Source organism: Methylobacterium sp. J-088 (assembly GCF_022829295.1).
In the GTDB taxonomy this organism is placed as follows: Bacteria; Pseudomonadota; Alphaproteobacteria; order Rhizobiales; family Beijerinckiaceae; genus Methylobacterium.
On record NZ_JAKSYH010000087.1, the window covers coordinates 1 to 13,294 of the forward strand.

Here is a 13,294-nt window from a genome sequence, read left to right on the forward strand (position 1 = left end):
GGCCGACTTCAGCTTGGACACGAGCGCCGAATAATCCTTCTCGCCCGGGTTGATGCCCTCGTACATCACGTCCTTGCCGCCCTTGGCCTTGAGCGCCTTCAGGGTCTCGTCGGCCAGACCCTTGCCGTAGGGGGTCTTGTCATGGACGAAGGCGATCTTCTTGCCCTTGAAGTGATCGGCGAGATACGCGCCCGCCACCGCGCCCTGTTGGTCGTCGCGGCCGCAGGTGCGGAACGTGTTCCACATGCCGCGCTCGGTGAACTTCACGTTCGTGGAGGACGGGGTGACCTGGATGATGCCGGCATCGAGGTAGACGTCGGAGGCCGGGATCGACACGCCGGAACTGTTGTCACCGACGACCATCTTGACGCCGTCGCTGGCGAACTTGTTGGCCACCGAGACGCCCTGCTTCGGGTCCGAGGCGTCGTCGCCGACCGCGACCGAGAAGGTCACACCCTTGATCGTGCCAGCCTTGCTGATGTCCTCGGCGGCCTGGCTCGCGCCGTTCTTGAACTGCGCACCGATGGCCGCATTGGGCCCAGTGATGGGCGCGGCGATGCCGAGCTTGACCTCGGCCGCCTGTACGACACCAGCTGTAAGTAGGCCGAGGAGAAGCGCGGTCGGGATCGATGCTCTCATGACGCTCTCGAAATTCGTCGCCCAAAGGCAAAGGCTCGTGCCATTGCAAGATTTTGGCCGACTGGGTTCGGCTGGGCATCGTGCCTAAGCCGAAGCAGGAGACGTCTAAGTTCTCTAGCTACAGGTCGATGCGGCCGGGCTGCGGATCCTGGCGGGTGTAGAAGCCTTTCGCTGTTGAGAGGCCGCTCTGTACGAGACGGAAGAGCTCGATCCGCGCGCTGAGGATATTTCGCGACTGCGACTCTGCACCAACTCGCATCCGGCTACGACGCGATGCTGAGGGGCGCTCCGGCGCTGTGGCTATAAGTAGGTCATGCGCGCCGAGCTGCAGCTGATGCTCCTGCCAGGCTAACCCCGCGCTTGCCGCCGTTCGAAGGGCTGGCCTCTGACCACAGGGCAGGGTTCTGCCGCGAGAGATCGTACAGGGCATTCCCGACGAAACCGGCCACACGGCGTAGGCTCGACCCTTCGCAGGTGACCGCGATCTGCACCCCAAGGTGGCGGGTGTGATTGCGCCCGTAGAGGTAGATCGCGAGGCGCGCCCGTGTCGCCTCGGGGATACCACCGAGTTGCTCGGCCAGCGCCTCCGGTTCCGCGCGGTAGAGCTGGCTGAGCGTGCTGATTGGAACCGGACAATCACCGGCCGGATCCTCGGCGCTGACGGGATAGGCACGGTTCATGACGGCACCTGCAGGCTTACCGTCATGAGGGTGCTGTTCTTAGGGTTAACGAAGCCTTGCCGTGTTGGGGATCCTGTTAAGTATGACGCATAACGCCCGTCGCTCCGGTTGAACACTGAACGGCACAGGGCCGAACCACGTCATCACGGGATCCAGCCCGCTTTCGCAAATCAGGTCGTCGGGTTGATCGTCACTGCGCCATCGTTCATGTCGACGTCGAGCACCAGCGGCATGAGGTTTCCTCGATCCGGCTGGATCGCCAAAACCCGGTTGCAGGCCTGCGCCAGCACGCGCCCGGATGTGGTCGGCATATAGGTGAGCATCTCATGCATCAGTTCTGCGATGGTGCGATCACGCCGGTCTTCAGGCTCTAGTTTCCCGCCATAGGCTCTCTCCAGCGCCGAGATGACATTATCGGCCACGATGAGGGCAAACCGCTCCTGATCTGCCTCTGCCATGCCTACACCCCCAGGAACCGCGCCGAGCTCTCCGATGGCCGGGCATGCAGATACCGGCCCGTCGTCGCCACCGAGGCGTGGCCCAGTGTGGCTTGGACGAGATGGATCGGGGCGCCCCGGTCGAGGCTGTGCGAGGCGTGGGCGTGCCGGAGCCAGTGCGCCGAGACCTCGCCTGGGAGCCCTGCCCGCGCCGCCGCAGCCTTCACCACCCGGTGGACCGCGCTCGGATCCAGCGCCCCGCCCTTCCGCGATAAGAATACGGGGGTGTCGACTGACCATGTCGCCAACTTGGCGACTTGATCCTGCCGGAGTGCGGTCAGCACTTTCCACGTTGCGGCCGAGAGCAGGACCGCTCGGGTCTTGCCGCCTTTGCCGAACACTGTGGCTTGCCCAGCCTCATCGCGGGCCATCAGGTCCCGCCAGCACAGGCTGCAAACCTCCGAGATGCGCAGGCCGCCGCCGTACAGCACCGTCAGCAGCACCCTGTTCCGCAGGACAGGCTCTTGCCGGATCATCAGCAGCGCGTCGGCCTCGCCCATGATGCGTTCGGCGAGCGTGTTCTTGATCGGCGGCACCTTCACGGCCGCGCCGATGTTGAAGCGCAGGAACCCGACCTCCTGCGCGAAAGCGAACAGGCTTTTGAGCGCGGCGGCCGTCAGCGCCACCGTCGCCGAGGATCCCGGTCGAGCCGTGATGTAGTCCTGCAACTCGCCCATCCGCACCGCGCCGAGCGGCTTGCTGACGTGTGCAATGAAGGTGCGAGCCTCGCGCTCATAGTTGCGGCGCGTGTTCGGGCTGGATGATCGCGCCAGCCACAGCCGCACCATCTGGGCATCGTCGTCGGCCTGAGCCGGCAGCAGCGTCGGCTGCTGCTGTGCCTCGGGCCTGATAATCGCGGGGGGCGTGATCACAGCGCTTAGTCCCAGTCCTGGCTCTCGAGCGTGCACTCGCCGTGCGTATGCTTCGCGATGGCGGTCATCGCTTTGTCGAGTGTGGCGTGCGTGCGCGGGACGCTCTTCAGGGTGCCGAGCGGGTCGGGCGTGATCTGGAATAGTTCCTCGTCGTCTTGGTCGACCGCACCGAGCACTCGACCGAGCCGATCCTTCAGGGTCCATGAGTTGCCCTCCGACCCAGTCGGCGTCACGACGACGTCCATGGCGCACCTCGTGCCCAACGCAAGATAACATCACTTGTATTGCGTTCGTATCCTACGTCGAGGCAAGCGGTAGTGCAATGCTCTGATGCTGTAGTGCTACAGCATGAGAGCGCTGCAGCGGTGCAACGTGACAGCGCTACGGCATCACAGCAGGACAGCGCCAATGCACTATCCCGCTACGTCTCGCCCTTCGGCTTGAGCGACGTAACGGAAGGGTGCCCGTGTTTCTGCAACGCGGCGTCGATCCCTTCCATGATCACGTCATGCACCTTCACGTCGCGGGTGAATGCGATCTCCCGCAGGCGCCGATGAACCTCCTTCGGCAGGTAGACGGAGGTATGCACCACGTCGGGCCGTGCTCGCCGGCCGGCAGGTTTGGCGCTCCACACGTCGGGAGCGGGCAGGGCATCAGCCGCATTTGGAGCCGGATCGGCAGGCGTGGCCGGCTCGCGGTTCTCGGATCCTGGTAGAGACAGGCCACCGATTAGGGACGGACGCTTGGTCATGCCTTGGCTGCCTTCATCTTGCGATCCGCCCAGGCCCAGAGGGCGCGCAGCTCATCGGCGGCTTTGCCCTCGGGCGCGTACTCCGTGACGCCCTTCCCGGCTGCGAGCGCGTCTTGACGGTCCGCACGCTGCGTCAGGGATAGCTCTGCGAGCACGCCGAACATCCCGAGCCCGCTTGCTGCTTCGACGGTTCGAGCCGAGCGCCCCGCGGGGCACTGGTTGAGGACGAAGGCGAACCGGTCCCGCATGCCGAGGCGCATCAGCGTCTCAATCGTCGGCATCGTGGCCTGTAGATCGAGGCGCGAGGGGCGGGCGGGGATGAGTGCCAGGTCTGCCGCCTGCATGGCGAGGTTGCCGCCGGTGGATGCCACGCCGGCCGTGTCGAGCACCGCGACCGTAAACCCCTGCTCGCTGAGCGCGGCAAGGATCTGCGGCAGCTCGGCTAGCCGATCAGCGCCGAGGCGGTCGACCGCTGGCGCCTCTTCTGTCCGAACGTCGCCCCACGCCGCCAGTGAACCTTGCGGGTCGAGGTCGAGGGCCGCGACCTTCTCCCCAGCCTCTACGGCCGCGACCGCGAGACTGGCGGCGATCGTGGTTTTGCCGCTCCCGCCCTTCTGTGTGACCAAGGTTATCGTTCGCATGGCCCCCTCGTGATGCCGTCGCGCTGTAGCAGGACGGCACGACGATGAAAAAGCGCTATGGCTTGATAGCGCCATGATGTGAGAGCACTGTGGCGCTACAGCATTACGGCATCAAAGCGCCGTAGTGTTGTGGCGCTGCATGCCCTACCTGCGTTCCACCAGCCGCGGAGCGGTCGGGGTGTGCACGAGGCCGGGCGGATCATGGAAACGAGCTGCCCGGCCGAACGCCTCATCGTTGATCGAAACGATAAAACGCAGGCCGATGGTCTGGTGACCGACCTTTTTGGTTCGTGTACGCCCACCCTTCAACCAGGAGTGGATGCGTATGGATCGGACGCAACGCCTTCTGCGGTCGCTTGGGAAAGAGGCCCGTGTCATTGAGATCGGCCCAAGCTTCAGTCCGCTGGCGCCCAAGCGTGACGGCTGGAACACCTTCGTGGTCGATCACGCCTCCCGCGAGGAGCTGCTGGCCAAGTACGCCGACCAGGACACGGCGCAGATCGAGGAGGTGGATTTGGTCTGGCATGGTGGGTCTATTGCTGACGCCGTGCCGGCGGACCAGCATGGCACCTACGACGCATTCATCGCCAGCCACGTCATCGAACACACCACCGACGTCGTCACGTTCCTGCAGGCTGCACAGACGCTGATCAAGCCGGACGGCATCGTGATCCTGGCGGTTCCAGACAAGCGGAAGTGCTTCGACTTCTTCCGACACCCATCCTCGACCGCCGACGCGATCGCCGCTTTCCGCGAGCGACGGGTCCGGCACACGGCGCGCACCCATCTCGATTACGCGCTGAACATGGCCCTGAAGCCCGGGGACGCAGGCGCGTGAAGCGGTGATGACTCGCAGCCGGCAGTTCCCGTCAACGGCATGGATACCGAGCCGTGTTGGCGGACCGTCGCAGACCTGCCGTATTACGCCGACGCACACGCCTGGGTGTTCGTACCGGCGAGCTTTCAGCTGATGGTCCTGGAGCTCGCGGCAGCAGGCTACCTGGACCTGCGCGTCGAGGAGGTTGCCGAAGCCCAGACCACCGAATTCTACGCGTGGCTCCGTAGAGCCCGTAAACCCCTCCACGGGGGTGATCTGCAGGAAGTCCGCAAGCAGCTGATGGACCGCGTCGTCGTGGAACTGGCTGAGCAGTCGCGTCAGGTGGCGGCGAGCCCTTTGAATGGCCTTCGGTCGGTCGAGGCGCGGCTGGAAGCGGCTGAGATGCAAAGGGATGCCGCCGAGTACCGGATAGAGGCGATGCGGATCGTCCTAGAGGCCGCGCGGGCGAGCATGAACTCGCGAGCGATCGACCGGAGGAAATTTCAGGGTTTGATCGCCGAGGCGAGCCGGTCCATCCCGGCCACGGGCCCGGCGGCCGTTCAGCATCATGTCCTGCTGGAGGAGGCAAGCAGGATATTAGGATTGCTGACCGTACCTGCAGGCGACGGGGGAGCCGCGCCGCGCCAGCGGACAAAGCGCGCGAGGCCGGGCGAGCCGTGATGATATGGCCGCCCGGCCGGTGCTTGGATCAGACAGCTGTCAGCCGTTTAATGTTGAAGGCGACGTGCTCGCGGTAGCGGGCAATGACCGTCTCGGGCGAACCGCCGAGCATCAGCGTCGTCATCGCCTCGGCAGCGGCGTGTACCTTCTCGGTCACCATCGACTGCATCTCGGCCCGACCCTCGCGGCCACCCCAGGCGAGGCGGACAAGGCGCAACTCGATGACCCGCCGCGACTCGATCGCCAGCATTATCGATGAAAAGATGGGATTGTACACGGTAAAAACCCTAGCTTAGGCAGATGCACTTTCAATCAACGCGGCGTGAACTTTGTTGATCCTACCTACAAATGTTAGGTAAAGGCTCAAAATGCCAAAAAATCTTATGAAAACGGCAACTCAATGCGCCGGGCTTCGTTCGACCTGTAGCATAATGCTCCCCGTCGCCCTTCATTCGGCGGTTCCTCCGATGAAAGTCTTCGCCCATGGGCAGCGGCATCTCTCTGTTATTTCTCGCGCTCGGCACGATCGGCGGTGTCGGCTTCCTCGCATTGGCGGCACGGAAGCAGGTCGCCAATTTGAAGGGCGATCCGGAACGGTCCAACCTCATCAAGGATCACGGCGGCACACCACGCCAGAACATGCCTGGGACAGAGCACTGAACCCATGGAAGCGGCTGAGATGGCAATCGACGATCCAATCGAGGCTGCGGTGCTCGAACGCGCACGGCGGAACTTCCTCGACAACGGGCCGAGCGACCGGATGTGGTCGGATCCCTCTTCCATGAAGGGATCCACGATGAGCGCTGGTTTCGTGCTGAGCGCGGACCAGCGCGCCGCGTTCATCGCTACGGCACGAAAGGAGATCGCATCCGAGGGAGATACGGTCGATCGGCCGGAGGGGCCTATGCTTCCGAGCGAAGGTTCGCGTGCAGGGCTCGGCGTTCTCGCGCTGTATGAGAGCGGTAGCAAGGCGCAGGCGGCGACAGCCACGCTGATCGCGGCGGGTATCCCCGAGCGGGCGATCCAGCTCGTCGTCGCCCCCTCTGGTCCGAATGACAGCCGCGCCGAGGTGGGAACATCGCTTCCCGACGGCTCCGGCCTTCGAGATGAGCTCAGGACGATCGGCGTGCCCCTGGAGGCACTAGACGCCTGCTGCGTGCAACTGGGGCAGGGCGCGGCGATGCTGAACCTCGTAGTCGCGGACGGCCAGCGGGACCGCATCATGGGCATTCTGAACGACCACGGCTCGGTTGATCAGACGCTGCGCGTTGCAACATGGCGCGCGGAAGGCTGGGGCGGGACGTCGCCCGTCTCGACGGAGGGTTGGGGCGGCTATTCCGCCACCTCGACCGGTACGACGGACATCACGACGAGACGGGAATAAGCCGATGGCTCTGTTCGCTCCCATCCTGTCCGAGAACACCGACCTCGACGCCGTGCGGCGGTACGCGGTGAGCGTCATCGCGCAGTCCGAGGGTGAGGACCTGCAGATGAAAGCGGTCACCGTGGCGCTGCTCGGCGGGATCATGTGGCGCAGCACGCCGGGATCGACCGAGATGATCCACGATGAGGCGAGTGCTAAGGCCATCCTGTCGACCACCCTCAGTGGCCGCCATCTGACCTTCTCTTACGATCAGAATACCGAGGCGATCGAGATGCGTGAGGGCACAACGGACGGTCCCGTCCTGCACCGCTTCTGCAATCGGACCATGGTCGGGGACTTCGAAGAAACCTTCAGCGCTTTGTGGCGCTGAGAAAGGCCAATTCGGCCCTTTTATCGGCGCCAGTGAAGTTCGTCGGTACCGCGATTGACGTGTGTATACCTTCGACACTCGGTGATGCCAGGATCTTGGCGCCGCGTCGATCGGCAAAAGAGCCTACGTCCTTGATCGTCGGGCCATCCTCCGCCCACACCTGATTTGGCCACCAGGTAAGTGAACCGAGAAGCGAGTAAGGTCGTAAGACCCAGAAACTGATTGTGTGAGGCCAATTTTTTCAGAACGCGAAGTCAGTCCTGACGGCGCGACCGTCGGAGCTATCTATGACCCGCTTTACCATCTCGATCCTTGCAGCCAGCTTATGGGCTAGTGCTCTGTGCCCGGCCGGAGCTGCCACGAAGAAGGTTCGGGTGCCGAACCAGTACGATGGCTCTTGGACCATCGTGGCCACCACGGCTGAAGGTCCCTGTTCGGCAAGCACGAGCTATCACGTCCAGATCAAGGACAGTGATGCCTCGATCCCTGGGCAGGACGTCGACATTGACGGCGGTGTGTCGGTGGGTGGTGCGGTGCAGGCCACGATCACCAGCGGCACCAATAAAGTGCCGATCGCTGGTAGCCTAACCGCGAAGGGTAGCGGCAGCGGCACATGGCGCACGTCGGGCGGTCTGGTTGAGTGCAGGGGCAGCTGGAATGCCAAGCGGTCAGGGTGATGAGCGAAGAGCCATCCTAATACGAGCGGACTGTCACGCAGCACATGATGCGGCGCCTGGAGGGGGCGCCCGCAACCTGGGTCTCGATGTGGCGGCTATGCTGATCGAGGGCGTGTGAGATGCCGCGCTACAACTTCAACGTTCGACACCGTCCTGGACCCGCTGGGCTGGCGGTGGATCCAGAAGGCGAGGAATTTCCTGACCTGAACGCCGCGCGTGAGCGCGCCTTGAACGCGGCGCGCGATCATATCGCTAGGACCCGGACGGACATCATCCGCGACTGGTTCGTGTGCTCGTTTGAGATTGAGGATGAGAACGCTCAGCTTTTGCTCACTGTGCCGTTCAGCGACACGGTCAAGAAGATGGAAGGCTGGGACGCCGAAGACGAGGACAGCCCGGCATGAACCCGTCCCCAACTCACGTATCGCTCACCCAAAGCTGCGAGGTGAAGATCCAGGGCGGGTGGCGCCGTGTCACCTTGGATGACGCGGTACGCCACTATGAGCTGCTTTTAAAGCGGTGTCCGGCCTGCCATGGTCGCGTGTCAATCAACGGCGCCTACAGCGGCCCCGATTTCCGCAAGACCCTTACGCATCGGCGGGCTCACGGCGGCTGCCCGCTCAAGCCTGAAACCTACTCCGGTACGCTCTCCCCGCATCCGCAGGCGCTCGCTTGAGGGGCCGGCTCGGCCCCGCCGCCCGATCTGATCACGGGCTGGCGGGGGAGGTCGTCTGCGTAACCAGTCCCTACTTCAGCAATTGCATGAGGCTGCGGCCAGCCGGCTTCTTCAGCTCCTTTGCGTCGAGAGTGCCATCGCCGTCCGGGTCGGCCGCCTTGAAGCGCTGCTCGACCAAAGCGCCGTACTCTTTCTTGTCGAGCGTGCCGTCGTGGTCGCCGTCCGCCGCCTGGAGATCCTTGCGGCTTACGCGTCCTTGCATCTCTTTCGTGGTCAGCGAGCCATCCTTGTCTTTCTCCAGTTTGTCGAAGGTCGCCTCCCCAGCGGCCTGAGCTTCCTTCAGATCAATCGACCCGTCGTTGTCCGTGTCGATGGCTCGCATTGCCTTCGAGGCACTGGCACTACGCGCCCATGCGTTCGAGGAGGCAGTAAGCGATAGGGAGACGATTGCTGTCAGGAAGACAAATGCGAGAGATGAGGAAGGGCGCATGCTGTGTCTCCGGCGATGGGAACCAAGCGGCATAAGTACGATATCTAATTTCGCGTTCCGTGCCGACGGGTAACGAATGAATGAACTCGGTTACACGCCCTGATCGGTTTCGCCCGCCCTGAAAAAGGGTCTTTTAGGGGTTGCGGTAATGGGGGCGCTACCCAAGGGGCGGCCCTATTTCCGAATAAAAAATGGGGTCGCTTTTTATGTGACGCATCACGACGGATCGGCAGGCTCGGCTCGAAGCCTCACGCCAGGACGCCCATGGTTCAGGAACTCGACGCCGGCAGCCTCCAACGCGGATTGAACTAACCGCACTGTGTCGAGGCCACTGGTCAGCATATTGGCACCTTTCCCCTCCATCGACCGGATCGTGTTGGCGCTCACTCCGGACCGCTCCGCAAGGGTGACTTGATCCATCGCAACGAGGCCGCGAGCCGCGCGGAGCTGATTGCCGGTCGATAACATCACATCCTCGGTTGTTTTTATACCCAGCGCCCTGTTGACTACACCAAGGCATGGTTATTATAACAAGCCCATAGGCGGTAGCAACCGCCACAAAGTGGACTACACCTGATGGCCCACCGCACAGTCTCTTGGACCCGCATCGACCGCGCCGGCCGCGACAGCCGCCCGCAGATCCCCGCCGGCCTGCTCTCGGCCCGCGCCTTCATCCAGTTCGGCGCCAGCAAGCGCCCCCTCGTCGTCTCCGGCCAGTACGACCGCGCCGCCATCATGGCTGCTGACTGCCGCGCCGCCCCCGGCATCATGGAGCGCTGCGGCGTCTCCCGCCGCGTGGCGATGTCCTCCGCTCTCAAGGCCGCTTGGCAGGTCGCCAAGGCCGCCCACCGCGCCGCTGCGCACTGAGGAGCTGTACCCATGGCCCGCAAGCAGCCCGATCCGATCTTCGCCGCCATCGCCGCCCACCGCGAGTCGCACGAGGAGTTCCGCGCCGAGGCGCGCTACCTCTGGGCCAAGCGTCGACAGTCGATGCACGCGGCTGAGTTTGTCGCCGTGAGGAAGACCTACGAGACGGCCACCGAGAAGCTGGTCGTGACCGAGGTCCGCACGCTGGCCGGTGTGCATGTGTTCGCGGCCTACCTCGCCAACCTGCAATGCTGCGGCACCAGCGATGTCGCCCCGGGCCTCTACGCCATTGAGGCGTGGGACCTGTCCGCCGGCATGGACCGGATCGCCGAATGCCTCGCGCGCCACGCTGCGAAGGCCCCGCGCCGCCGCAGATCTACCAGCCTCGCTGAGCCGCTGTCCCTAGCCGCCTGACACGGCCCGCGCCGGACTGACCGGCGCCCGCATCCATTCACCCCTGACCCACCCCCACGAGCCCCATTAGGAGCGTGAACGATGTCCTATGCCCGCATCCCGAATTTCAGCCAGCCCGTCCCGGCCCGCAGCGATAGCCCCCGCACCGGCCGCCGCCGGCTATCGGCTGACGGCCGCTATCTCAACCTGCCCAACGAGCCCGTGCCCGGCGGCATCGAGGCTTGGGAGGCCGTGACGCCCGTCCGCCCCGACACCGCACATAGCCGGTCCCTGCGCTTCCTCGACACGGCTGGCGAGCTGCTGGCCGCCGTCGCCATCATCGGTGGCGGCATGGTGCTGACCGGCCTCGCCACCCTGCTCTGAACCGACCCGCAACCCGAGCGGGCCGGTCGCCCGCGCCCTCATCCGAGGATCCCGCGATGTCCCTGCGCACATCCTTCCAGAAGCTGATCCGCCGCGACCCAAGCGCTGCCCTGCGCGAGCGCGCCGCCGCCACTGCCGCCCGCGTCGAGGCGTTCAAGCCGGTGGCCGCACCGCCCGCTGCCAATCATGCCGAGCAGGTAGCGCAGGCCGGGCTCACGGGCGACGTGCTGGCTACCTGTGGCGTCGACCACCGCGACGGCACGGTCTCCTACTCCGATGCGATGGGCAACGTCTCGCGCCGCCCCCTAGCCCGCTGGATCGCATTCACCGCCATGCAGATGCACAGCCGCGTGCAGTCCGAGATGGGCCGCAGACGGGTCCTTGAGGCGGGCGATCTGTCGGCTGAGGCGCATGCCGAATGGGAAGCCCGGATCCGGCGCGAGCTGTGCAGCGACGCCGTGCATGCGCTCACGTTCCGACACGATCGCGCGTTCGAGGCCGCTCAGGCGATCCGGACCGGCGCTGAACCCGCCACGCAGGCGCTGCGAGAGCAGGCCGACGCCGAGCTGTCGGCACTTGCCCCGCAGTGGGAAGCGGCCGTGGACCTCTACCAGCGGCGGATGGACGAGGAGAACGCCATTGCCGAGACCGCAAGCGATGACGGTTGGCCGGGGCGCGCGCCCGATGGCAGCGGCCCCGAATGGCGGGCGTGGTTCGAGAAGAAGGAGGAGTGGCGCGAGCGGACGGGCGTAGCCGCGGCCGAGGAGGCGTCAGGCGAAGCCGGGATGGCTCTGCACGAGCTCGAGGTTCAGATCGGAGATCTGTCCGCGGCGTCGCTGGCCGGGCTTCAGCTCAAGGCCCGTGTCGCTCAGCGCAGCGACGATATTGGCGTGACTTGGCCGGATGGCCTCGGTGAGGGCCTGACGCGCGATCTGCTGGCGTTCACCGAGGCTCAGGCACGGCAGCCAGCTCCGGCTGCCCCGCACCTCGTCGGCCTGCTCGACCTCGCGTCCGCTACGATGGACGAGCTGCAGTCCCTCCACGACCTCGCGGACCGCGTCGGCAGCGCCGCCTACGCCTTCGTGTGGACAGGGCGGTGCAAGAAGCGCGGCACCAGCGGCGACTTCAACGTGGCTGGCGAGCTGATGCAGTGGCTCGGCGATGCCCTGACCGACGTGGAAACCGCGGCCATCGACGAAGCGCGCCGGAGATCGCCGACGAGCCGCACCGACCGTGAGACCCGTCTGAAGATCCTAGCCGTGCCGGTTATCCAGAACGGCGACTCCGACGAGACCGAGGCCTTTGCCCGCGATCTGCTGGCCCACGCCGAGGCCGAGCGGGCGGGGCACTGACGGCGCCCGTCATCCTTCCCCGTAGCCATGCGTACCGCCCCGGCCGGACCCCGCCGGGCCTTCCCATCACATCCCGAGACCTGACCCCATGGGCGATGTCCTGACATTCACCCCGCGGCCAAAGCCGGTCACTGGTAACATTGCCAGTGAGCCGCTGACTGGCCCTGCCCTCCGCGCCAGCCTGGAGGAGGCGGCTCAGATCGCGCTGGACGCCGCGGACCGCATCATCGCGGTTCTGGACCGCATGGACGGCGACGCAGACCATGAGGACGGTGCCGACGACGAGCCGTCTCTGGCCGCTCCTGAGAACGTCACCGGCAGTCAGGTCACATGGCTGCGCGGCAACGACCAGGACGGCGAGACCGAGGCGCCCGAGATCGCGATACCCGACACCGCGATAGAGCCACCGCCAGCAGCCACGGCCGACCTGACTGCCGATCCGGCTGCCATCCACATCGAGCCACTGCGATGGGGCGGCAGGGGCAACGTGGTGGCGTTGGCGGGCTCGACCTTCGTCGACCTGTCAGCGGCTGCCGGCGGCGCGCTCATCGCGCTTGCACGGCGGTCCTGATGCCGACGATGATCCCCTCGCGGCCGTCACCCGATCGGCGCTTGTCACTGCCCGAAACGGCCCGGCTCCTGCTCTTGGTGGCGCGCGTGCGCCTCCTCGACCTTCTGATGCACGTCGAGGTTCGGCGAGGCCAGGGCTTCGCCGATGACCGGCTGCTGCGTCTGATGCGGCGGTGGCTGGCGATGCACGAGGCGGTCGGAGCCTTGCTGCCGGGTATCACCGAACCCGAGCACGACGCGGATGTGCGGGCGATCCTGCGAAGACCCTAAAATGTAAGCTTTTTACATTCCGTCCCGGGAGGCGCATGTTTGAGGCTGACGACGCACACGGCCTCTAGGGGAGGTGAGCATGGACGATCTGACGGGCGCCCCCACGGTGAGGCTGCATGCGATAGCCGCCCTCCTCAGTATCCCAGCGGACAGCTTCTTCGACGGCTACCAGGCGGCGGAACATTTTGACGGGGTGGGTCAGTGCCTGCGGCTATGGGACAGGATCAAAACCGCCGATGGCCGGCGCCGGGCGCTGGAGTGCCTGCGCGAACTGGCGGATGAA

24 protein-coding genes are annotated in these 13,294 nt (G+C 65.2%); 15 read left to right on the forward strand and 9 right to left on the reverse strand.

Annotation, left to right across the window (positions count from 1 at the left end):
• The 7 genes from MKK63_RS09990 to MKK63_RS10020 form a co-directional block, all read right to left on the reverse strand.
• On the reverse strand, positions 1-639 hold a 639-nt coding region (locus tag MKK63_RS09990), incomplete at its 3' end, for a branched-chain amino acid ABC transporter substrate-binding protein (protein WP_244001179.1).
• A gap of 311 nt (positions 640-950) precedes the next feature.
• Entirely contained in the window at positions 951-1,319 is a 369-nt protein-coding gene (locus MKK63_RS09995; RefSeq protein WP_243924546.1) for a hypothetical protein, read from the reverse strand.
• Between the two features lie 170 nt (positions 1,320-1,489).
• On the reverse strand, positions 1,490-1,777 hold the full coding sequence (locus tag MKK63_RS10000) for a hypothetical protein (protein WP_244001181.1): 288 nt from the start codon (positions 1,775-1,777) through the stop codon (positions 1,490-1,492).
• Positions 1,778-1,779: 2 nt separating this feature from the next.
• Positions 1,780-2,688, reverse strand: coding sequence for a tyrosine-type recombinase/integrase (locus MKK63_RS10005; protein WP_244001183.1), 909 nt, complete (start codon positions 2,686-2,688; stop codon positions 1,780-1,782).
• A 5-nt stretch (positions 2,689-2,693) separates the two neighbouring features.
• Complete coding sequence (locus MKK63_RS10010) at positions 2,694-2,933, reverse strand: hypothetical protein (protein ID WP_244001186.1); 240 nt, start codon at positions 2,931-2,933, stop codon at positions 2,694-2,696.
• Positions 2,934-3,109: 176 nt separating this feature from the next.
• Complete coding sequence (locus MKK63_RS10015) at positions 3,110-3,439, reverse strand: hypothetical protein (protein ID WP_244001188.1); 330 nt, start codon at positions 3,437-3,439, stop codon at positions 3,110-3,112.
• Positions 3,436-4,080, reverse strand: a complete 645-nt coding sequence (locus tag MKK63_RS10020; RefSeq protein WP_244001189.1) for an AAA family ATPase — start codon at positions 4,078-4,080, stop codon at positions 3,436-3,438. Before MKK63_RS10020 ends, MKK63_RS10015 begins: the two co-directional genes overlap by 4 nt.
• Before the next feature lie 325 nt (positions 4,081-4,405).
• Here MKK63_RS10020 and MKK63_RS10025 point away from each other — a divergent pair, with 325 nt between their 5' ends.
• Both MKK63_RS10025 and MKK63_RS10030 read left to right on the forward strand, forming a co-directional pair.
• On the forward strand, positions 4,406-4,918 hold the full coding sequence (locus MKK63_RS10025) for a class I SAM-dependent methyltransferase (RefSeq protein WP_244001191.1): 513 nt from the start codon (positions 4,406-4,408) through the stop codon (positions 4,916-4,918).
• A 39-nt stretch (positions 4,919-4,957) separates the two neighbouring features.
• Positions 4,958-5,578, forward strand: a complete 621-nt coding sequence (locus MKK63_RS10030; RefSeq protein ID WP_244001194.1) for a hypothetical protein — start codon at positions 4,958-4,960, stop codon at positions 5,576-5,578.
• 28 nt (positions 5,579-5,606) lie between these two features.
• On the opposite strand, the gene MKK63_RS10035 is transcribed toward MKK63_RS10030, so the two are convergent.
• The gene (locus MKK63_RS10035) at positions 5,607-5,828 is read right to left on the reverse strand and encodes a hypothetical protein (protein WP_279574615.1); all 222 of its coding nucleotides are present in this window, start codon (positions 5,826-5,828) and stop codon (positions 5,607-5,609) included.
• Between the two features lie 233 nt (positions 5,829-6,061).
• Between MKK63_RS10035 and MKK63_RS10040 the strand changes: the two genes are divergently transcribed.
• The 6 genes from MKK63_RS10040 to MKK63_RS10065 all read left to right on the forward strand — a co-directional run bounded on the left by MKK63_RS10040 (position 6,062) and on the right by MKK63_RS10065 (position 8,685).
• Positions 6,062-6,238, forward strand: coding sequence for a hypothetical protein (locus MKK63_RS10040; RefSeq protein WP_243957934.1), 177 nt, complete (start codon positions 6,062-6,064; stop codon positions 6,236-6,238).
• A gap of 19 nt (positions 6,239-6,257) precedes the next feature.
• Positions 6,258-6,962 carry a hypothetical protein gene (locus tag MKK63_RS10045; RefSeq protein ID WP_244001198.1) on the forward strand — a complete coding sequence of 235 codons (705 nt, stop codon included), beginning with the start codon at positions 6,258-6,260 and terminating at the stop codon, positions 6,960-6,962.
• A gap of 4 nt (positions 6,963-6,966) precedes the next feature.
• The gene (locus MKK63_RS10050; RefSeq protein ID WP_244001200.1) at positions 6,967-7,332 is read left to right on the forward strand and encodes a hypothetical protein; all 366 of its coding nucleotides are present in this window, start codon (positions 6,967-6,969) and stop codon (positions 7,330-7,332) included.
• Positions 7,333-7,619: 287 nt separating this feature from the next.
• The gene (locus MKK63_RS10055) at positions 7,620-8,009 is read left to right on the forward strand and encodes a heme utilization protein (protein WP_244001202.1); all 390 of its coding nucleotides are present in this window, start codon (positions 7,620-7,622) and stop codon (positions 8,007-8,009) included.
• A 119-nt stretch (positions 8,010-8,128) separates the two neighbouring features.
• Positions 8,129-8,413: a DUF6894 family protein gene (locus tag MKK63_RS10060; protein ID WP_244001204.1), complete on the forward strand. Its 285-nt coding sequence runs from the start codon at positions 8,129-8,131 to the stop codon at positions 8,411-8,413.
• On the forward strand, positions 8,410-8,685 hold the full coding sequence (locus tag MKK63_RS10065) for a hypothetical protein (RefSeq protein WP_244001206.1): 276 nt from the start codon (positions 8,410-8,412) through the stop codon (positions 8,683-8,685). The genes MKK63_RS10060 and MKK63_RS10065 overlap by 4 nt, the downstream gene beginning before the upstream one ends.
• A gap of 70 nt (positions 8,686-8,755) precedes the next feature.
• Here MKK63_RS10065 and MKK63_RS10070 read toward each other — a convergent pair whose 3' ends face one another.
• Entirely contained in the window at positions 8,756-9,175 is a 420-nt protein-coding gene (locus MKK63_RS10070) for an EF-hand domain-containing protein (protein ID WP_244001208.1), read from the reverse strand.
• Positions 9,176-9,751: 576 nt separating this feature from the next.
• Here MKK63_RS10070 and MKK63_RS10080 point away from each other — a divergent pair.
• The 7 genes from MKK63_RS10080 to MKK63_RS10110 form a co-directional block, all read left to right on the forward strand.
• Positions 9,752-10,042, forward strand: coding sequence for a hypothetical protein (locus tag MKK63_RS10080; RefSeq protein WP_244001212.1), 291 nt, complete (start codon positions 9,752-9,754; stop codon positions 10,040-10,042).
• A gap of 12 nt (positions 10,043-10,054) precedes the next feature.
• A complete protein-coding gene (locus MKK63_RS10085) occupies positions 10,055-10,456 on the forward strand; it encodes a hypothetical protein (protein ID WP_244001214.1) in 402 nt (133 codons plus the stop codon).
• Positions 10,457-10,537: 81 nt separating this feature from the next.
• Entirely contained in the window at positions 10,538-10,819 is a 282-nt protein-coding gene (locus MKK63_RS10090) for a hypothetical protein (protein ID WP_244001215.1), read from the forward strand.
• Between the two features lie 56 nt (positions 10,820-10,875).
• Positions 10,876-12,171, forward strand: a complete 1,296-nt coding sequence (locus tag MKK63_RS10095) for a hypothetical protein (RefSeq protein WP_244001217.1) — start codon at positions 10,876-10,878, stop codon at positions 12,169-12,171.
• Between the two features lie 88 nt (positions 12,172-12,259).
• Positions 12,260-12,742, forward strand: a complete 483-nt coding sequence (locus MKK63_RS10100) for a hypothetical protein (protein WP_244001219.1) — start codon at positions 12,260-12,262, stop codon at positions 12,740-12,742.
• 41 nt (positions 12,743-12,783) lie between these two features.
• Positions 12,784-13,011, forward strand: coding sequence for a hypothetical protein (locus MKK63_RS10105; protein ID WP_244001221.1), 228 nt, complete (start codon positions 12,784-12,786; stop codon positions 13,009-13,011).
• Positions 13,012-13,090: 79 nt separating this feature from the next.
• Positions 13,091-13,294: hypothetical protein (locus MKK63_RS10110; RefSeq protein WP_244001223.1), on the forward strand; the 204-nt coding region annotated here is incomplete at its 3' end.